The 18,503-nt window shown below is 70.5% G+C and carries 19 protein-coding genes and 1 tRNA gene; 9 read left to right on the forward strand and 11 right to left on the reverse strand.

The features are described from left to right. Positions 1-5: 5 nt before the first annotated feature. The 4 genes from ABZ833_RS27295 to ABZ833_RS27310 form a co-directional block, all read right to left on the reverse strand. Complete coding sequence (locus ABZ833_RS27295; protein ID WP_361051445.1) at positions 6-497, reverse strand: copper chaperone PCu(A)C; 492 nt, start codon at positions 495-497, stop codon at positions 6-8. Continuing rightward, complete coding sequence (locus ABZ833_RS27300) at positions 494-1,144, reverse strand: SCO family protein (protein ID WP_361051448.1); 651 nt, start codon at positions 1,142-1,144, stop codon at positions 494-496. Before ABZ833_RS27300 ends, ABZ833_RS27295 begins: the two co-directional genes overlap by 4 nt. 78 nt (positions 1,145-1,222) lie before the next feature. Further along, positions 1,223-1,951 (reverse strand): YcnI family protein, encoded by a 729-nt coding sequence (locus tag ABZ833_RS27305; protein WP_361051815.1) that lies wholly within the window; start codon positions 1,949-1,951, stop codon positions 1,223-1,225. Positions 1,952-2,142: 191 nt separating this feature from the next. Beyond that, positions 2,143-2,964 (reverse strand): hypothetical protein, encoded by an 822-nt coding sequence (locus ABZ833_RS27310; protein ID WP_361051451.1) that lies wholly within the window; start codon positions 2,962-2,964, stop codon positions 2,143-2,145. A gap of 269 nt (positions 2,965-3,233) precedes the next feature. Here ABZ833_RS27310 and ABZ833_RS27315 point away from each other — a divergent pair, with 269 nt between their 5' ends. After that, the gene (locus ABZ833_RS27315) at positions 3,234-3,677 is read left to right on the forward strand and encodes an ATP-binding protein (protein ID WP_249588963.1); all 444 of its coding nucleotides are present in this window, start codon (positions 3,234-3,236) and stop codon (positions 3,675-3,677) included. Between the two features lie 54 nt (positions 3,678-3,731). Here the strand turns inward: ABZ833_RS27315 and ABZ833_RS27320 are convergent, their stop codons facing one another. Then, positions 3,732-5,168 (reverse strand): PLP-dependent aminotransferase family protein, encoded by a 1,437-nt coding sequence (locus tag ABZ833_RS27320; protein ID WP_361051454.1) that lies wholly within the window; start codon positions 5,166-5,168, stop codon positions 3,732-3,734. 47 nt (positions 5,169-5,215) lie between these two features. Here ABZ833_RS27320 and ABZ833_RS27325 point away from each other — a divergent pair, with 47 nt between their 5' ends. After that, a complete protein-coding gene (locus ABZ833_RS27325) occupies positions 5,216-5,701 on the forward strand; it encodes a carboxymuconolactone decarboxylase family protein (RefSeq protein ID WP_361051457.1) in 486 nt (161 codons plus the stop codon). A gap of 95 nt (positions 5,702-5,796) precedes the next feature. On the opposite strand, the gene ABZ833_RS27330 is transcribed toward ABZ833_RS27325, so the two are convergent. Beyond that, entirely contained in the window at positions 5,797-7,293 is a 1,497-nt protein-coding gene (locus tag ABZ833_RS27330) for an aminopeptidase P family protein (RefSeq protein WP_361051460.1), read from the reverse strand. A 99-nt stretch (positions 7,294-7,392) separates the two neighbouring features. Next, positions 7,393-8,826: a GAF domain-containing SpoIIE family protein phosphatase gene (locus ABZ833_RS27335; RefSeq protein ID WP_361051463.1), complete on the reverse strand. Its 1,434-nt coding sequence runs from the start codon at positions 8,824-8,826 to the stop codon at positions 7,393-7,395. Positions 8,827-9,366: 540 nt separating this feature from the next. Here ABZ833_RS27335 and ABZ833_RS27340 point away from each other — a divergent pair. Beyond that, positions 9,367-10,044: a bifunctional DNA primase/polymerase gene (locus ABZ833_RS27340; protein ID WP_249588968.1), complete on the forward strand. Its 678-nt coding sequence runs from the start codon at positions 9,367-9,369 to the stop codon at positions 10,042-10,044. 57 nt (positions 10,045-10,101) lie between these two features. Then, positions 10,102-10,731, forward strand: coding sequence for a hypothetical protein (locus ABZ833_RS27345; RefSeq protein ID WP_361051466.1), 630 nt, complete (start codon positions 10,102-10,104; stop codon positions 10,729-10,731). Positions 10,732-10,933: 202 nt separating this feature from the next. On the opposite strand, the gene ABZ833_RS27350 is transcribed toward ABZ833_RS27345, so the two are convergent. From ABZ833_RS27350 to ABZ833_RS27360, 3 genes are all read right to left on the reverse strand, one after another. Beyond that, positions 10,934-11,899: a DUF5926 family protein gene (locus ABZ833_RS27350; protein ID WP_361051469.1), complete on the reverse strand. Its 966-nt coding sequence runs from the start codon at positions 11,897-11,899 to the stop codon at positions 10,934-10,936. A gap of 117 nt (positions 11,900-12,016) precedes the next feature. After that, positions 12,017-12,634, reverse strand: a complete 618-nt coding sequence (locus ABZ833_RS27355; protein ID WP_361051471.1) for an ATP-binding protein — start codon at positions 12,632-12,634, stop codon at positions 12,017-12,019. A gap of 62 nt (positions 12,635-12,696) precedes the next feature. Beyond that, positions 12,697-13,509: a glycerophosphodiester phosphodiesterase gene (locus ABZ833_RS27360; RefSeq protein WP_361051474.1), complete on the reverse strand. Its 813-nt coding sequence runs from the start codon at positions 13,507-13,509 to the stop codon at positions 12,697-12,699. Positions 13,510-13,695: 186 nt separating this feature from the next. Here ABZ833_RS27360 and ABZ833_RS27365 point away from each other — a divergent pair, with 186 nt between their 5' ends. The 4 genes from ABZ833_RS27365 to ABZ833_RS27380 all read left to right on the forward strand — a co-directional run bounded on the left by ABZ833_RS27365 (position 13,696) and on the right by ABZ833_RS27380 (position 16,643). Further along, complete coding sequence (locus tag ABZ833_RS27365; protein ID WP_361051477.1) at positions 13,696-15,156, forward strand: trypsin-like peptidase domain-containing protein; 1,461 nt, start codon at positions 13,696-13,698, stop codon at positions 15,154-15,156. A gap of 42 nt (positions 15,157-15,198) precedes the next feature. Continuing rightward, a tRNA-Ser gene (locus tag ABZ833_RS27370) sits at positions 15,199-15,283 on the forward strand. A 183-nt stretch (positions 15,284-15,466) separates the two neighbouring features. Beyond that, entirely contained in the window at positions 15,467-15,691 is a 225-nt protein-coding gene (locus ABZ833_RS27375; RefSeq protein ID WP_361051480.1) for a hypothetical protein, read from the forward strand. Between the two features lie 286 nt (positions 15,692-15,977). Then, positions 15,978-16,643 carry a sensor domain-containing protein gene (locus tag ABZ833_RS27380; RefSeq protein WP_361051483.1) on the forward strand — a complete coding sequence of 222 codons (666 nt, stop codon included), beginning with the start codon at positions 15,978-15,980 and terminating at the stop codon, positions 16,641-16,643. Between the two features lie 56 nt (positions 16,644-16,699). On the opposite strand, the gene ABZ833_RS27385 is transcribed toward ABZ833_RS27380, so the two are convergent. Continuing rightward, positions 16,700-17,578 carry a bifunctional DNA primase/polymerase gene (locus ABZ833_RS27385; RefSeq protein WP_361051486.1) on the reverse strand — a complete coding sequence of 293 codons (879 nt, stop codon included), beginning with the start codon at positions 17,576-17,578 and terminating at the stop codon, positions 16,700-16,702. 370 nt (positions 17,579-17,948) lie between these two features. On the opposite strand from ABZ833_RS27385, the gene ABZ833_RS27390 reads away from it, so the two are divergent. Beyond that, on the forward strand, positions 17,949-18,260 hold the full coding sequence (locus ABZ833_RS27390; RefSeq protein WP_249588976.1) for a hypothetical protein: 312 nt from the start codon (positions 17,949-17,951) through the stop codon (positions 18,258-18,260). The last annotated feature ends 243 nt before the right edge of the window (positions 18,261-18,503 follow it).

An 18,503-nucleotide genomic window follows, 5' to 3' on the forward strand; every position in this document is an offset into this window, starting at 1 on the left:
GTCCCTCAGTGCGACGCGTGCTTGCCGGGCTTGGGGTTGTACGTGGCGGCCTTCACCGGAACCTCAATCTCGATGGGGTCCGACTTCTCGAAGTGCAGCGTCACCGCGACCTTGTCGCCCTGCTTCGGCTTGTGCTCGAGCTCCTCGAACATGAGGTGGTTGCCGCCCCGCGCGAAGTCGAGCTCGCCGTTCGCGGGTACGTCGAACGACTTCTGCTCCTTCATCGCGTTGCCCTTGGTGCTGTGCAACGTGACCTTCTGCGCGAGGGAGCTGGTCACCGAGGTGAGCTTGTCGGCGGCGCCCTTGTTTGTGACGGTGAAGAACCCGGACGCCATGGAGTCCATGGCGGGTTCGGGCATGAAGGCGCCCGCGACCTTGAGCTCGGGCTTGTCGGATGTCTTGTCGGCGTCCTTGTCGCCGGACGAGTCCGAGCAGCCCGCGAGGGCGAGGCCCGCCGTCAGCGCCATGGCCCCTGTGACGAGAGTGCGGCGGTTCACGGGGTCGCTCCCTTGACGAGCTTGGGGAGGTCCTTGGTGTAGTCGTCCACGGTGGTGTCCTCGCCGTACAGGACGTACCCGGCGTCGGTCTTCGGCGAGAACGCGATGACCTGCGTGCCGTGCATCGAGACGACCTTGCCCTTCTCCTTCTTGGAGGGCTCGATGCTGATGCCGAGGGTGCGGGCGCTGCCCTGGATGGTGTCGAAGTCACCGGTCAGGCCGATGAAGTCGGTGTCCTGGGCCTTGAGCCACTTGCCGAGGGCTTCGGGGGTGTCGCGCTTCGGGTCGGTGGTGACGAAGACGACCTGGAGCTCGTCCTGTTCGGCCTTGGGCAGCTGCTTCTTGGCGACGGCGATGTTGCTCATCGTCAGGGGGCAGACGTCCGGGCAGTTGGTGTAGCCGAAGTAGATGAGCGTCGGCTTGCCCTTGGTCTCCGCGCGCAGGTCGTACTTCTTGCCGTGCGTGTCCGTGAGGACGAGGTCCGGCTTCTCGAAGGGCTTGTCGAGGATGGTCGCGGCCTTGTCGCCGTTGGACTCGACGGAGACGTCCGCGACGGGCTTCTTGCTGTCGTCACCGCCGCCGCAGGCGGACAGGGTGAGGGTGGCCGCGGCCAGCATGGCGGCGGCGAGCAGCTTCTTCTTGCGCATACGAAAATGTCCCAGATGTGAGGGGGCCGGGTGCACCGGGGGCAGGTGAAACGCCCCCGGTGCGGCCCGAAGGGTGGCTCAGCTGTTGGCGCGACGACGGCCGGCGAGCACGCCGAACGCCACGCCCGCCGCGCCGACGACGATGCCGACGATGCCGAGGACGCGGGCGGTGGAGTCGCTGCTGTCGGAGGAGGCGGTCTCGCTCTTCTCGTCCGACTTCGCGTCTTCCTTGGCGTCGTCGTGCGAGGCGGCGGCGCCGTGGCCGTCCTCGGACGCGGCGGTCAGCGCGAGGGCCGGCGCCGGGTGCTCCGGCTCCTCCTGGCCCTTCTGCTGCGGCTCGATCCAGCGGACGACTTCCTTGTTGTCGTACGTCTGGACGGCCTTGAAGACGAGCTCGTCGGCGTCCTCGGGCAGCGCGCCGAGGGAGAGCGGGAACTTCTGGAAGGTGCCCGGCTGGACGCCCTTGCCGTCGGCGGTCCAGGTGACCTTGGAGACGGCCTCGTCGATCTTCTCGCCGTGCATCTCAAGGGGCTTGTCGAGCTTCGTCTTGGTGACCTTCGCGGTCCAGCCGGGGACGGGCTGCGTCATGACGGAGGCGAGCGGGTGGTCCTCGGGGAAGGACACCTCGAGCTTGTTGGTCGAGGCGTCGTCCATCTCGTTCGGCACCTTGAAGTTGACCGTGGCGTACCCGCCCTTGGCGGCCTCGCCCTCGGCGGTGACGCTGACGTGCGCGAAGGCGGGGACGGAGAGCAGCAGGACGGCGGAGGCGGCGACGCCACCGACGACGGAGACGCGGGAGGCCTTCACGGTGGACAGCGCAGACAGAACAGACATGGCAGAAACACTCCACTTTCAGCGGTGATGATCAGCAGTGCCGAAAGGTCGGCAGTGGTGATCAGGGGAGAGTGCGCGCGGCGACGAACCGAGCGGGCACGCGCGCGTGGACGCCGCCGGGCGTGAAACACCTCTCCGTAGTGCTGCGGTAGGAGTGCGTCGCGTCAGGCAGCGAGTGCGAGTGCGGCGGTGGCCGGCGGGCCACGCCTGATCACCGTGTGCTGGAGCGCGGTGGTGTGCGGCGTCAGCGGTCCGAAGAACGCTGTACGGGGCGCGCGCAGACCCGCGGCGGGCGCCCCGGGAAGTCCGGCGCGCAGGGCGCGTACGAGAGCGAGCGCACCGCGCAGGGAACGCACGAGCGCCCCCTCGGCGACTCCATACGCCCCGTGCGCCGAGAGCCGCACGAGCCGGAGCAGCGCGATGTCGCCGCGGCGCAGCAGCCATCCGGCGGCGACTGCGGCGAGTACGTGCCCCAGGAGCATGGGAAGCGACGGGAGCAGCGACATCGAGTCCATCGCGGAGTCCGCCGCCGTGGCCGGGGCACTGTGATGGACGGCGTGCCCCGCGGCACCGCCGCCCGGCTCCATGCCTGCCGTCGACAGGATCCGATGGGCCTGGGCCGGGCTGATGTTGGCGGCACCCGCCCCGCACACCAGACGCGCGGCCCGCTCCACCAGGGAGGGGTCGGCGGCCGTCGCCGTGCCGCCGCCGTGCTGGCCGACTCCGAAGAGAACGTGCAGGCCCACCTGCCCGGCGGCCAGCGCCGCGGCGATGCCCGGCAGCGAGCGCTCACGCCCGGCGAGCGGTGCCGCGACGGCCAGGACGGCGAGGAATCCGACGCCGAGCGTCCACAGCGGGACGGCGGCGCAGGAAGCGAGCACATGGCCCCCGGCGGACAGCACGACGCAGAGCACGGCGAACACCGAGGCTCTCAGCAGCCGGAGGTCGACTCCGGCGCGCGCTTCACGCTGGTGGGGGGCAGTCATGGCCGGAACATCATTGCACTGGGCTTACCCGCCGCATACGGCAGGTCCGCAAGCTCCCATGGATGCCGATCGGTGCCCATCGATGCCGATGGGCACCGAATGGGTGTCTTTAGGAGGGCTCGAAAGTGGCTTGTGGGGGACGTGTCTACACCGTCCCGACCCGTCCGCGCGTCGGCCGTATGGGCGGCATCACGTCAACTGCGCGCTTATACACGGGCGCTTGCGGCAATACGTATCGGTATGTCGAGCCGCGGCCAGGAGGCTGGAGCATGAGCATGTGGTGGTCTCTCCATTTGCGGCGCGAAGCTGCGAGCGTCCCACTGGCCCGTCGGCTGCTCATCGGCACGATGGAGAGCGCGGGGGTGGATCCCGACGTCTCGTACGACCTGTCGGTGGCCCTCAGCGAGGCCTGTGCCAACGCGGTGGAGCACGGCGGGGCGACGGTCCCCGAGGGTGCGGCCGGGGCGTATCGGGTGACGGCGTACCTCGACGGCGAGAAGTGCCGCATCGAAGTGGCCGATTCAGGACCGGGATTCGTCCCCGTCGCGCAGCCCGTTTCCGACACCGCCGAGCACGGACGGGGTCTCTATCTCATCCAGGAGCTCGCCGATCATGTGCACTTCGGCAACAGGCCGGGCGGCAGGGGCGGCGCGGTGATCAGCTTCGACAAGATCCTCAAGTGGCGCGAGGACGCACCGCTCGTCACGGCCTGAGAGCCCTTCCGGCCGCCTGTCGGCCCCTTCCCGGCCCCGTTGGCGGCGAGCCCGCTAGCCGGGAGGCAGCGCCCTGCACAGGGCATCCAGCGCCGCTCCGTAGGCGTGCTCCGGCGGCGTGGAATAGCCGACGACCAGACCGTCGGGTGCGGGCATCGTGGCCTCCGGGTGGCGGAAATCGGCGAGACCCTCCAGTGCGAGGCCCTGCCAGGCGGCCGCCTTCGCCGTGGACTGCTCGGTGCCGGGCGGCAGCCGCAGGACGGCGTGCAGGCCAGCGGCGACTCCGGTCGGGCTGATGTGCGGGGCGTGCGTCGCGAGGGCGGCGACGAGCTGATCGCGGCGGTGGCGGTAGCGCTGACGCATCCGGCGGACGTGCCGGTCGTAGTGGCCCGACTCGATGAGGTCGGCGAGCGTGAGCTGGTCGACGACACTCGCCCACGCCTCCCGTTCGCCCTTCGCCGCGAGCACCCCGTCGATGAGGTGTTCGGGCAGAACAAGCCACCCGAGACGCACCCCCGGAGAGAGGCTCTTGCTGACCGAGCCCATGTAGACGACGCGTTCGGAATCCAAGCCCTGTACGGCGCCCACCGGCTCCCGGTCGTAACGGAACTCGCCGTCGTAGTCGTCCTCCAGGACGAGGCCGCCGCTGGTGCGTGCCCAGTCGATCACCGCGGCGCGCCGGGCCGGGTGCAGGGGGCCTCCGGTCGGGAACTGGTGTGCGGGCGTGAGCAGGACGCCCTTGACCCGCTGACTCCCGGTCAACTCCTCGATCCGGGCGCCCTTTTCGTCGAGGCCGAGCGGGACCGTCCGTACGCCCGCGGTCGAGAGGATCGAGCGATGGAAACCGAGGCCGTACGACTCCACGGCCAGCGGCCCCTTCAGCATCCCGCCTCCCCCGCTCCCGAACAGCAGCCGCAGGGCGTGCGCGAACCCGGAGCACACCACGATCCGCTCCGGGTCGGTGCGCACCCCGCGGGCGCGCCCCAGGTAGCCGGCGAGCGCCCGGCGCAGCTCGATGCGCCCCTGCGGGTCGCCCGGCCCGAAGGCCTCGTTCGGCGCGGAGTTGAGGGCGCGCCGGGCCGCGGCGAGCCAGGCGGTGCGCGGGAAGGAGGCGGCGTCCGGCTGACCCTGCCGCAGGTCGTACGTGGGCGGGGCGGGCGCGGCGGGCCGGGTGGGCGCCCGCTTGGGGACACGGGTGCCCGCGGGAGGCGCCGCCCGGTCGGCCACCTGCGTGCCGGACCCCTGCCGCGCGGTCAGCCAGCCCTCGGCGACCAGCTCGGCGTAGGCGTCGGCGACGGTGTTGCGGGCGATGCCCAGATCGGCGGCCAGGGAGCGGTAGGGCGGAAGCCGCGTCCCCGGAGCGAGCCGCCCCTCGCGCACGGCGTCGCGCAGCGCGCGGATGAGGACGGCGCGGCGGCCGCCCGCCCCGGAGAGCTCCAGGTGCAGGTCACTCCCGATGCGCTCGGCCAAATTGACCCATGATTCCGCCATGGGAATGCACCCTAGCCGAGGTCTATTCCGCCCGTAGATTCATGGTCATGACGAACAACGAGAACGCCGCACAGATGCACACGCACACCCCTCGCCTCAACTTCGCCAAGGCCGCCCCCAAGGCCTTCAAGGCCGTGATCGGGCTCGACGCCGCCGCACGTGACGGACTCGACCCGGCCCTGGTCGAGCTGATCCAGATCCGTGCCTCGCTGCTCAACGGCTGCGCGTACTGCCTCCACATGCACACCTCCGACGCCCGCAAGGCCGGCGAGGACGAGGCGCGCCTGCACATGGTCGGCGTCTGGCGCGAGGCCAGGAACTTCTTCACGGAGAAGGAGCAGGCGGCCCTCGACCTGACCGAGGCCGTCACGCTCGTCCACCAGGGCGGCGTACCGGACGACGTCTACGCGCGCGCGGCCGCGCAATTCGACGAGACGGAGCTCGGCCACGTCCTGGCCCTGATCTTCACCATCAACACCTGGAACCGCATCGCCCTGAGCACCGCCAAGATCGCGGGCGAGGACGAGCGCTAGGTTCCGGAAACTCCAGAAACGCTAAACCGGGCCCCTTCTTAAAGAAGGGGCCCGGTTCACGGTTCAGCTCTTGATCGACAGGATCGACAGGATGCTCAGCCCTTGAGCTCCGCCATCCACGTCTCGACGTCATCCGCACGCCGCGGCAGCGCGGCCGACAGGTTCTTGTTGCCGTCGGCCGTCACGAGGATGTCGTCCTCGATCCGCACGCCGATGCCGCGGTACTCCTCCGGCACCGTCAGGTCGTCCGCCTGGAAGTACAGACCGGGCTCGACGGTCAGGCACATGCCCGGCTCAAGGACACCGTCGGCGTACGTCTCACGGCGCGCGGCGGCGCAGTCGTGGACGTCCATGCCGAGCATGTGGCCGGTGCCGTGCAGGGTCCAGCGGCGCTGGAGACCCAGCTCGAGGACGCGCTCGACGGGGCCTTCGACGAGGCCCCACTCCACGAGCTTCTCGGCGAGCACGCGCTGCGCGGCGTCGTGGAAGTCGCGGTACTTGGCGCCCGGCTTGACCGCCGCGATGCCGGCCTCCTGGGCCTCGTACACGGCGTCGTAGATCTTCCGCTGGAGCTCGTTGAAGCGGCCGTTGATCGGCAGCGTCCGCGTCACGTCGGCGGTGTAGTACGTGTGGGTCTCCACACCGGCGTCGAGCAGCAGCAGCTCCCCGGAGCGCACGGCGCCGTCGTTGCGCACCCAGTGCAGCGTCGTGGCGTGCGGGCCCGCGGCGCAGATCGAGCCGTAGCCGATGTCGTTGCCGTCGACGCGGGCGCGCAGGAAGAACGTGCCCTCGATGTAGCGCTCGCTGGTCGCCTCGGCCTTGTCCAGGACGCGTACGACGTCCTCGAAGCCACGGGCGGTCGAGTCGCACGCCTTCTGCAGCTCGCCGACTTCAAACTCGTCCTTGACCAGACGGGCCTCGGAGAGGAAGACGCGCAGTTCTTCGTCGCGCTCGGCGGTGACCTTGTCGGTCAGCGCGGCCTCGATGCCGGTGTCGTAACCGCGGACGACCCGGACGGAGCCGGTCGCCTCGCGCAGCCGGCCGGTGAGCTCGCGCACGTCGGACGCCGGGATGCCGTGCAGCGTCTCGGCCTCGGTGAGGGAGTGCCTGCGGCCGACCCACAGCTCGCCCTGGCCGTCCAGCCAGAACTCGCCGTTCTCGCGGTCGGAGCGCGGCAGCAGGTAGATGGTGGCCTCGTGGCCGCTCGTGCCGTCCGCGAAGTCCGCCGGCTCCAGGACGAGGACGCCGTCCTCGGTCTGGTTGCCGGTCAGGTACGCGTACTCGACGGAGGCGCGGAAGGCGTACTCCGTGTCGTTCGAGCGGGTCTTGAGATTGCCCGCGGGGATCACGAGGCGCTCGCCCGGGAAGCGCGCGGAGAGCGCGGCACGGCGGGCGGCGGTGTGCTCGGCCTGGGCGATCGGCTGCAGGTCGTGCAGCTCTGTGTCGGCCCAGCCGGACTTCATGTTCTCGGCGAGCTCGTCGGAGACGCCCGGGTACAGGCCGTTCTTGCGCTGCTTGATCGGCTCTTCCTCGGACTCGATCTCCAGGTCTTCCGGGTTCTCCGGGTTCTCCGGAATGAGCTCCTCCGACACGATCTGCCTCCTATGTACGACACTGGGCCCCCTCCATCGTACGGGCGTACGGAAGGGGGCCCAGAGCCGGAAGGCCCATTACATGCCGTATTGCGGAGGTCACTCGAAACGGGCCGCGAGGAGAACCACGTCCTCGTCGCTGTCGGCCGCGTCAAGGCCGTCCGGCAGCACCGTCCGCAGGACGTGATCGACGAGCGCGTCCGGGTCGTCGCGCACCGACTTCGGCACGCTCGCCGCCGCCGCGTGCAGCCGCGCAAAGGCGCGGTCCATGGCGTCCCCGGTGCGGTGCAGCAGCCCGTCCGTATAGAGAAGCACCGTTTCTCCCGGCTCCGGCTGGAACTCCACGCTCGGCGCCTCCCAGCAGGCGAGCATCCCCAGCGGCGCCGAGAGCGAGGTCTCCACGAACTCCGTGCGCCGCTCGCCGATCACGAGCGGCGGGCTGTGCCCTGCCCCGGCAAGGACGATCTTGCGCAGCGCCGGTTCGCAGTACGCGAAGAGGGCCGTCGCCGACCGCGCGGGCTCGGTGAGCCGAAGGAGCAGCTCCAGATCGGACAGTACGGCGACGGGGTCCTCGCCCTCCATCACGGCGTACGCCCGCAAGGAGGCCCGCAGGCGCCCCATCGCGGCGACGGCGCTCGGCCCGGACCCGGTGACGGACCCGACCGCGAGGCCGAGCGCGGCGTCGGGCAGCGGCAGCGCGTCGAACCAGTCGCCGCCTCCACGCGCGGAGGTGCGGTGCCGGGCGGCGAGCTGCACTCCGGCGACCCGCGGCAGCCGCGAGGGCAGCAGCTCCTCGCGCAGGGTGGCCTCCGTCGTGCGGGCGCGTTCCAGTTCGATCAGCCGCGCCAGATGCTCGGCGGCCTGGCGTGCGTAGAGGCCGACGAGGTGCCGCTGGCGCTCGCCGGGCTCCGCCGGCTCGTCGTACAGCCAGACGGCGGCGCCGATCCGGCCCGCCGCCTCGGTGGACAGGGGCAGCGCGTAGCTCGCGGCGTAGCCGAGCCGGGCGGCGACCTCGCGGTGGCGGGGGTCGAGGGTGCTGTCGGCGAGCAGGTCGGCGTTGACGATCTCGGTCTCGGAGCCCGGCGGCGCGGGCGGTGCGTCGAGGAGCCGCCCGAAGGCGGTGGCGGCGCGGGGCACCGTCTCGATGTGGCCGAGGTCGGCGCGGGCGAGGCCGAGGCCGATGGTGGTGTCGGGTCCGAGCCCGTCGGCGGGCTCCAGGACGAGCAGGCCGCGACGGGCGCCGACCAGGGCGGCTCCGGCGCGCAGCAGTTCGTGCAGGGCTTCGTCGAGCGTGGCCGTGCGGGCCAGGCGTTCGGTGAGCTCCTGCAGGGTGGTGAGATCGGAGACCCAGCCCGCGAGCCGGTCCTGGATCATGAGGGTCGGTGCGCTTTGGGCCTGCGGGGCGGGCGCGACAGTGTGGTCTTGTGGCGGAACAGTTGAATCGATTCCGGCCACTTTCGGGAGGTGCGGAGCGTTCATGGCTGACGGCTTTCCGGCCGGTGCGTATTGCTCAATAGCATCGCAAACCCCCATGTCATTCTGCGCCGCTAGCAATGTTCTCCACATCTACACGCACTGATGAGGGGATGTCCAGCATTGTCCCGCCGGGATTCCTGGTGTCCGTGGGAATTCTGTGGCGTTTAGGCGATCTTGGTAACTTGGCTCAAAAGTGCCTGAGGCGACGGCCTATTGCGATCGACTGGGATTGTTCAACAAGGGGCACTCCCGGGCCCTCAGGCACGGGAGGCGCGTCACAGCGGCCGTGATGGGTACGTACTCGGTGATGACCAGGGGCAGTTGAGATCAGCCCGGAACCTGGTGACGGACCCGGGCGTCTTAACTCACGACGACCGTGCCCCATCCTCCCGTGGGGGAGGCGGCGAATAAGTACGCGGGACAGCAAACGCCAGGCACCGCCACCCCACGCCACGCTAACGCTCGGCCCCCTAGGGGTTCCCCATGCCGCAGGCTGGGGTGTGATGCGCCAGTTCTACGCACAGCGAAGTGATCCACACATGGTGTGATGTGGCCCGCCGTGTTCCTCGGCGTGTAAACGGAAAGGAACGAGCGCTCATGCGCGAGATCCTCGGAAGGCGACGCAGGCTCCTGTCCCGGCTCACCGGCAGGAAGTCTGACCAGAGTCCTGGTCTGATCGGCGCGGCACTGACCTTTGCGACGGCATGGAAGTGGCCCGTGGTGCCCGGCGTCGGACTCGACCGGCGAGACGGCACCCGCTGCGCCTGCCCCGACCCCGACTGCACGGTGCCAGGAGCTCATCCGCTCGACCCCGGTCTGCTGACCGCGACGACCGACGAGCGCATGGTGCGCTGGTGGTGGACCAACCGCCCGGACGCGCCCATCGTGCTCGCGACCGGCGCGAGCGCCCCCTGCGCCGTCAGCCTGCCCGCGATCGCGGGCGCGCGTGCCCTGGCCGCGCTCGACCAGATGGGCATCAGGCTCGGCCCGGTCGTCGCGACCCGCACCCGTCTCTTCCTGCTCGTCGCGCCGTACTCCATGGAGCAGTTGGGCGAACTGCTGTACGCCAAGGACTTCGTGCCGGGCTCACTGCGCTTCCACGGAGAGGGCGGATATCTCGCGCTGCCGCCCTCCGGTACGGGCCAGGGACCGGTGCGCTGGGAGCGGGCTCCGCTGCCCGGCTCGGCGGCGCCGTGGGTGCCCGATGTCGAGGCCGTGGTGGACGCGGTGGTCGACGCGCTCACTCGTACGGGTGTGAGCGCGCCCGAGTTGTAGGGGAAATGGGCGCGCGGCGAGCCGGGCGCCCGTCAATCGTCGTTAGTGTCAGGGACCATGAACCCCCGCCTGATCGCGCTCATGGGCGTCGTGGCCATTACGGTTCTCCTGCCGTTCGCCGGCGCGTCCGCGGGGCCCGTGGGCGACGGTGACGCCGAAGCCAAGCCGTCGGAGCGGTCGGCGGACGCGGCACCGGGGGCGGCACCGGATCCCGACGCGAAACAGCCCTCCACGGAGAAGCCGGATGCGAAGCGGTCCTCTACGGAGGGCGCGACTTCGGACGGCCGGTCTTCGGACGGCCGGTCCTCGGACGACGCGTCACTCCTCACAGGGCTCGGCCTCGACAGCGCCGCCCAGTGCGGCCCCGAACTCACATCCCCCAAGGGCATCGAGGCCCAGACGTGCGTTCTGACCCAGGGGCACGACACCTGGGGGCGCACGTACTACCGCAACACGACCGGTGATGAGCTGAGCGCCGTACTGACCGTCATGGGTCCGGGCGGACGCACCGTCCAGATGCATTGCGCGGTGGGCGCCGCCGACGAGCCGGGGGCGTGCGAGACGCCGCGGGAGCGTACGACGGGGGATGCCGATGCGTATTCGGCGGTGGTGGAGTTCGCCGACGGGAGTGGCGGGCCGTTGCTCCTGCGCTCCGGGAGCAACTCCGCGCGGCCGAAGGCCAGTTGAGAACGCAGGTCAGACCGGACACCGGGCCTGGCATGGAAGGGCCCGGTTGCTGGCGACGGGGGATGCACCAGCAACCGGGCTACCTGAACGGTAACAAGAGATCTGCTCTGGGCAAATTCGATCTCGGATATCCAGACAGGGATTTACCTGCGACGACGGGGAGTTGTGACAGGAGTCACCCGTTCCCCGACTGACTGGTGGGTCAGCTAAGCGTCACCTGGCGGTTGGTGAGACCGCCGCGCGCCCGGCGCTCCTCCGGCGTGAGCGGAGCATCGACGGCGAGCGCCGCCGCGAGCCGCTCGGCGAACTCGGCGGCGGGCTTCTCGATGTCCTCGGCGCCCATTCCGCTCGGCAGGTCCCACACCGGCACCGTCAGACCGTGCGCCCGGAAGGAGCCGACCAGCCGGGTCCCCTCGCCGAGACTCGACGTACCGGCCGCGTGCAGCCGGGCGAGCGCGTCGAGGAGCTGCTCCTCGGGGTGCGGCATGACCCAGCGCAGGTGGTTCTTCTCCGGGGTCTCGCACCAGTACGCGGAGTCCACGCCGGAGAGCTTCACGGTGGGGATCGCGGCGGCGTTCGCCCGCTCCAGGGAGGCGGAGACCTCCGTGGACGCGTTCTCCGAATCCGGGACCCAGAATTCGAAGCCGGCGTGCACGATCGGCTCGAATGCGCCGTCGGCGTCGAGGACGTCCTGAAGGCGCGGACCGTCGGCGGGGGCACGGCGTGCCTGGACCGGAGAGCCGGGCTCGGCGGTCAGGGCGCGCTGGAGGGTGTCGGCGAGGTCGCGGCTGATGTCGCCGGACGCGGTGTCGTTCTGCAGGCCGAGCAGGACCGAGCCGTCGTCGCGGCGCAGCGCGGGCCAGGCCATCGGCAGGACGGTCGCCAGGGAGACGGAGGGCACGCCGTCCGGCAGCCCGCCCTTGAGGGGCAGTTCGACGGTCGCCGCCGGGACGAGCTCGCGCAGAGCCACCCAGTCGCCCTCGCCGGGCAGGCCTTCGAAGGGGCGGTGCACCAGCTCGGTCACCGCGTGCGCGGCGGCCCGGCCGTGACAGGCCTTGTAACGGCGGCCCGAACCGCAGGGGCAGGGTTCGCGGGCACCGACGACAGGAACCTGCCCGTCCGTCAGCTGCGGCTGCTTGCCCTTGGTCTGAGGGCGCTTCTTGGCCATCTTGGGTGTCTCCCGGATGCGGCTTTCCAGCGTGGCTCTTCGTACGTCTTGGGCGTACGGGCGCGAGCCTAGCCGCTCACCCAAAGGGCGTCGGGATTCAGCCTCGGTCGGCCTGACTCAGTCGAGGTCGTCGAAGGGGTCCGCGTACGCGGAGTCGGCTATCGCGGCACCCGAGGGGGCCGCGACGCGCGTAGCGAAGTCCTCATGACGGTGGCCGGCATGTACGGCGGCCCACACCGTGACCTCGCCATGGGTGTCGTCACGCACGCCCCACGCATCGGCGAGAGCCGTGATGATGTTGAGTCCACGGCCGCCGTGCGCGGTGACCGAGGGTGTGGCCGGAACGGGGCGGGTCGGGCCGCCCCCGTCCGTCACCTCGACTGTCAGCCGTCCTGCCGCGTCCACGCGCCAGGCGGCCCGGACATCACCGTCGCCCACCATTCCTTCGCCCAGCGGCCTGCCGTGCCGACAGGCATTGCTGAGCAATTCCGAAAGGATCAGTACGGCATCGTCGACGACCGATTCCGGCACTCCGTTCCCGCGCAGTTGATCGCGCATACGGTGCCTTGCTTCTCCCACGCCCGCCGGGCCATGGGGTACGGCCATGCTCGACGACGCGGGCACCTCCCGTGCCACCACCAACGCCACCCCCGAGACCTCCTTCGCCCCACGCCACGGTGTGAATGCCCCAATGGACTGGACCGGAAACCGGCCAATCCTTGTGCGGTGACGCACTCGTAACGATCGAATACGGACCGAACGCGCCGGTGCACACCCCGTAACCGCCGTGATGACGGTTAGCGGCGTCCCAGCTGGGACAGCACTTGCTTGGGGCGATTGGTGATGATGGCGTCGACGCCGAGTTCGGCGCAGAGCTCCACGTCCTCGGGTTCGTTCACGGTCCACACGTGCACCTGATGGCCCGCGCGCTTGAGCTTGGCCACGTAGGCGGGGTGGTTGCGGACGATCCGCATGCCCGGTCCCGCGATCCGCACGCCTTGGGGAAGGCGGCCGTCGCGGTGGCGCGGCGAGACGAACTGCATCAGATAGACCGTCGGCAGGGTCGGGGACGCGGCCCGCACCCGGTGCAGGGAGCGCGCCGAGAAGCTCATGACGCGTACGGGAGAGGGGCCGCCGGCGGGCGGGGCGTCCAGACCGAAGCGCTTCAGTAGAAGAAGCAGCCTTTCCTCCACCTGGCCCGCCCAGCGGGTGGGGTGCTTGGTCTCGATGGCCAGCTGGACGTTGCGCCCCGAAGCGTTGCTCTCGGCCACAAGATCGAGGAGCCGCTCCAGGGTGAGGACGGAGGTGTCCTCCCAGTCGGGGCCTTCGTCAGCCTCACCGTGGTTGTTCTTCCAGGAGCCGAAGTCGAGCGTGGCGAGGTCGGCGAGCTCCAGGGCCGACACGGCGCCTCGGCCGTTCGACGTACGGTTCACGCGGCGGTCGTGGACGCAGACGAGGTGCCCGTCCGCGGTGAGGCGTACATCGCATTCGAGGGCGTCGGCACCGTCCTCGACCGCCTTCTTGTACGCGGCCAGCGTGTGCTCGGGGGCGTCTTCGGAGGCTCCGCGGTGGGCGACGACCTGGATCTGGTGCTGTCGTGCGAGGGTCACCGCGTCATGGTGCCATCACGGGGTACCCGCAGGTGTGCCCACGGTGTGGCGCACGCAGCGCCGGATCCACAGGATCGGCTTATGGTGCCCTGACAGCCCATGGGAAAAGCTGACTGCAGACACATGCACAGTTGGGCACAGCCAGGCCGTGACCGAGAACGACAGCGTGGACCGAGGAGTAGAGCTGTGAGCACCGAGAACGAGGGCAACGAGGTACCCCCGGCCCCGTCAGCGCCTCCTGTGCCGGTGGAAACTCCCGCTGCTTCCGCCGAGCCCGTAGCGCCCGCTTCGACCCCCGACCCCGCGGAGCCGTCTTCCGCGGCGTTCGCCCAGGAACCGGCGGCGCACCAGCCTCCCGCGCACGCCGGTGGCACCGCGGGCGCGCCCCCGCAGGCCTCCGGCGCCGGGGCGTGGCCGCCTCCCCAGCCGCCCGCTGTTCCTTCGTACGCCCAGGGTGGAGGTTCAGGCTCCGGGTGGGGTGCGTCGTACGCGGCGCAGCACCCGGAAGGGCCCAAGCCCGCGGGCAGGCGCGGTGGTCTGATCGCCGCGGTGCTCGTGGCCGCCCTCGTCGCCGGCGGTGTCGGCGGCGGAATCGGCTTCTGGGCGGCCGACCGGAACGACGACAGCACGGGCTCGACCACGGTGTCCGCGTCGAACACCCCGGCCGACCTCAAGCGCGACCCCGGCACGGTCGCCGACATCGCGGGCAAGGCGCTGCCCAGCGTCGTCACCATCGAGGCTCAGGGCGGCAACGGCGAGGGCGGCACGGGCACCGGCTTCGTCTACGACACGCAGGGCCACATCCTCACGAACAACCACGTCGTGGCCTCCGCGGCCGACGGTGGGAAGCTCGCGGCGACGTTCTCGGACGGCAAGAAGTACGACGCCGAGGTGGTCGGCCGCGCCGAGGGCTATGACGTGGCGGTCATCAAGCTCAAGGAGAAGCCCTCGAACCTGAAGCCGCTTCCCCTCGGCAACTCCGACAAGGTGGCCGTCGGCGACTCGACGATCGCCATCGGCGCCCCCTTCGGCCTCTCGAACACGGTCACCACCGGCATCGTCAGCGCCAAGGACCGCCCGGTGACCTCCAGCGACGGCGCCAGCAGCAAGAGCTCGTACATGAGCGCCCTGCAGACCGACGCCTCCATCAACCCCGGCAACTCGGGCGGCCCGCTGCTCGACGCCGGTGGCGCGGTCATCGGCATCAACTCCGCGATCAAGCCCGCGGAGAGCGGCGGCGGCCTCGGTGGCGGCGGCGGTCAGTCCGGCTCCATCGGCCTGGGCTTCGCGATCCCGGTGAACCAGGCCAAGAACGTCGCACAGCAGCTGATCAAGAACGGCCAGGCGGTCTACCCCGTGATCGGTGCCTCGGTCTCCCTGGAGGAGAGCACGGGCGGCGCCACGATCTCCCCGGAAGGCGCGAGCGGCTCGGAGGCGGTCACCCCGAACGGCCCCGCGGACAAGGCGGGCCTGAAGCCCGGCGACGTCATCACGAAGCTGGACGACACGGTGATCGACAGCGGTCCGACCCTGATCGGCCAGATCTGGACCCACAAGCCGGGCGACACCGTCGAGATCACGTACAAGCGCGACGGCAAGGAGCACAAGGTCGACGTGGTCCTGGGCCAGCGCAAGGGCGAGAGCTGACCCGCTACTCTTGTCCCCGCACCGCCCTGATCGGCGGTGCGGGGTGGGTTGCCCGAGCGGCCTAAGGGAACGGTCTTGAAAACCGTCGTGGCGAGAGTCACCGTGGGTTCAAATCCCACACCCACCGCAGTGGTTGAGAGCCTCTGACCAGCAACATCGGTCGGAGGCTCTCCCCTTTTCGCGTCCCTGCGGCTGGATGAAACCGGGCTACTCCACGTGGGCGCCGCCCGGCGAGCCTAGGTGGAGGTGCGGGCCGAGTGCGGTGTCGTTCTCCGCGGAGATCACTGGATCCGACTCAGAGGAGACACTCGTGTTGAAGCGCATCGCATCCGCCCTCGCCGTGGCCACCGTCGCAGGGTTCCTGGCGGCCGGCACCGCCGTCGCCGACGACCCGGGCACCACCTTCAGCGAGGGCCGCTACGCAGGCCAGACCTTCACCAACATGGGCGGCCCCTACGGGATCACCACCGGCGGTCAGGCGGACGGTGGCCACCGGGACGGAACCACGCTCCACGGCTTCGGCTTCAACGGCTGACGGTTTCTGCCGCAGCGAAAGGGTGTCTCTCATGGAGAGGCACCCTTTTCCCGTGTGAGAGGCACTGAGGGGTGGTGCCAGCGACACCCCCGAGAGGCCGGGTCACCGTATGTCGCGGGCCGCTCGGATTCGCGAACGTGGAGGACGTCAGCACGGCACTCCCCGGCAACGTCCCCACCGCGAAGATTCGAGGCCCGTCATGAGCACCAGCGCACTGCCGTACGCAGCCGCTCCCACTGCTCCCACCGCTCCCACTGCCCCCTCCTCTCCCACCGCTCCTTCGCCTGTGAGCTCCGCGGGGGTCCCGGAGTCCCCGGGCTTCTGGCGTGCGCCGTTCGCCGCCTCCACGTACCGGGAGATCGGCTACACGGTGACGTCGCTGCCCATCGCCGTCGTGGGCTTCACCTTCGCCGTGACGATGTTCGCGCTCGGCGTGAGCCTGTTCGTCACCGTGCTCGGACTGCCGGTCCTCGCGGCCGCGTTGGCCGGGGCGCGAGGGCTCGGAGCGGCCGAGCGGGGGCGGGCGCGGACGCAGCTGGGGCTTGAGGCCGCCGGTCCCGCCGCCGTGGAGAGGCCGCGGGACGCGGGTGCGTGGGAGGGGATGCGGGCACGGCTCTCGGACGGTGCGGGCTGGCGTGCGCTGCTCTTCCAGTTCGTGATGTTCCCGTCGCGGGTGGTGTCCTTCGTTCTCGGCGTGACGTTCCTGGTCACCGGCTGGGTGGTCGCGCTCCTGCCGGCGTACTCCTGGGTGTTCCCGCGCTACGTCGACTGGCCCGGCTACCGGCTGTTCGACTACACCTCCGGAGGTGAGCGCCACGCGTTCTACCTGGAGTCGCCGGTGCAGATCGCGGGGGCGTCCCTGGTCGGCCTCGCCATCGTCTTCCTCACCCCGAAGCTGGTCCGTGCGCTGACGAACATCGACCGTGCGGCGGTGCGTTCGCTGCTCGGCTAGGAGCTAGGAGCTAGGAGCTAGAGGGTTAGGGGGCTAGGGGCTGAGGGGCGTCCGCGTTACGCGTGTCCCGTCAGCCGTGCCGCCGACGCGATCGTCGAGCGCGCCTCGCGCTCCGTCAGGCCGACCCGGAGCGCGGCATCGGTGAGGTCCTCGGTCAGGGACTCGCCGATGCCGTTCTCGTAGGCGCGGCAAGCGGCCCAGAACAGGCGGGTGTTGCGCTGGCCCTCGTGCGCGGCGAGCACGAACTGGACCAGGCCCTGGCCCCGTTGGACCGGCGCCGGGACCGGCGTATGCGGGAGCGCGGGCTGGTGGATGCGGGGCGGCGGCGTGAGCAGGCGCAGCAGGGCGGGCGGGCAGTTCGCCGGAGGGAGGTGCGCGGTGCCGGCCACGGCGCTGTAGACGCCGTGCTCGGTGCGCGAACCGGGGCCGACGAGATAGCCGCCCGCGCCCCGGATGTCGATGCCGGGGGCGAGGCGGCCCGCCGAGTTGGGGATGACGGCATCGGGCGGACCCGCGAGCCAGATGTGGCGGCCGCCGCTCGGGGTCGCCACGACAACCGTGGCCGGGATCGTGAACAGGTGGCGCAGCGCCAGTTCCCGCAGGGCCGCCGGAGCGTCCGTACCGGACTTGGTGTCCAGGTCGATGCCGATCAGACGGTGCGGCGGCAGCCCGCACGCGATGCCGTAGCCGGTGGCCCAGGGGGCGGCGGTGAAGAGCTCGCGGATGCGGCGCGGATCGGTCGACGCGTCGTACACGCCGTGTCCGGGGCGGCCGCATTCGCCGTGGCAGGGAGTCGGTTCGGGCTGCTCGTGGTGGGGGGAGCGGAGCGCCGGCAGCTTGGTGCGGGAGAGCGGGATGACGGCGAGACCGCGCTCGGCGGCGGACAGGGCGTGGGCGAGTGCGAGCGTCGTGGCATGGCGGTCGATGGTGGCCATGCCGCCATTTTCGTACAAGCGTTCGAAGAAAGGAAGAGGGGCTCGCGCGGCGCGCGGGCGAAACGCGGGTTCGGCCGCCGATCTTCACGAAGTGGCGGAACGCTTCAGCACGTGCGGCGCCTGGGTTTGGGCGGGGTTCCGGGGGCTGAGCTGGGGCTATGGGGGAGCGAAGCGTGTTTATCGACTTGTACTCACGCTTGCGGGGGAATTGGGGCTTCCGGGGTGGTTCGCCGGGGATTCGGTGGGCAACTCTGGACTCGCGACGTCGTGCAGAACCCCCGGGGTGGTCGGCCAACTGCCTTGGAAACAGCCGTACTTCAGGTACCTCCGGCATCTCGCCGGTGCGTACCCCCGTTCTGGAGGAATTGACATGGCAAGCATCCGTACCGCTCGCGTCATCGCTGCCGCCGCAGCCCTGCCCCTGGCCGCCGCACTCTTCTCGGGTGTCGCGATGGCCGACAACGGCGCCTTCGCGGACGACGGATCGAATGCGGGCGTGGCGACTGTCAACGGCAGCGGCGTCGGCGGCAACAACAACGGCAACTCGTCCACGTCGCAGCAGCAGGCGGTCGGCTCGGGCGCCTCGAACCAGAACAACACCGCCCAGGTGAACGGCTCGGCGTTCACGGCGATCGACCAGTCGAACGAGAACATCGCCGTCAACTTCACCCATCTCTGGTGAGCCAACGGCCCACGGGATAGCTCCTGGGGTCAGCTCGATGGGGTGTGTGGCGTTCTGCGCGGCGGTGCATCTGCACCGTCGCGCAGGCGCGTTCGGGGGCGGGCGAGGCGGCTGTCCCGTATGGGAGGTGGGCCGAGGCGGCTGCCCCCCCCCCCCCCCCGCATCCGGGGTGATCTCTTGACACCGCGACAGTTTCTGACGGACAGTCAGAAACCATTGTCGGTGCGACGCCCGTACGCGAAG

The sequence above is a fragment of the Streptomyces sp. NPDC047525 genome (genome assembly GCF_040643025.1).
Taxonomy (GTDB): Bacteria; Actinomycetota; Actinomycetes; order Streptomycetales; family Streptomycetaceae; genus Streptomyces; species Streptomyces durmitorensis.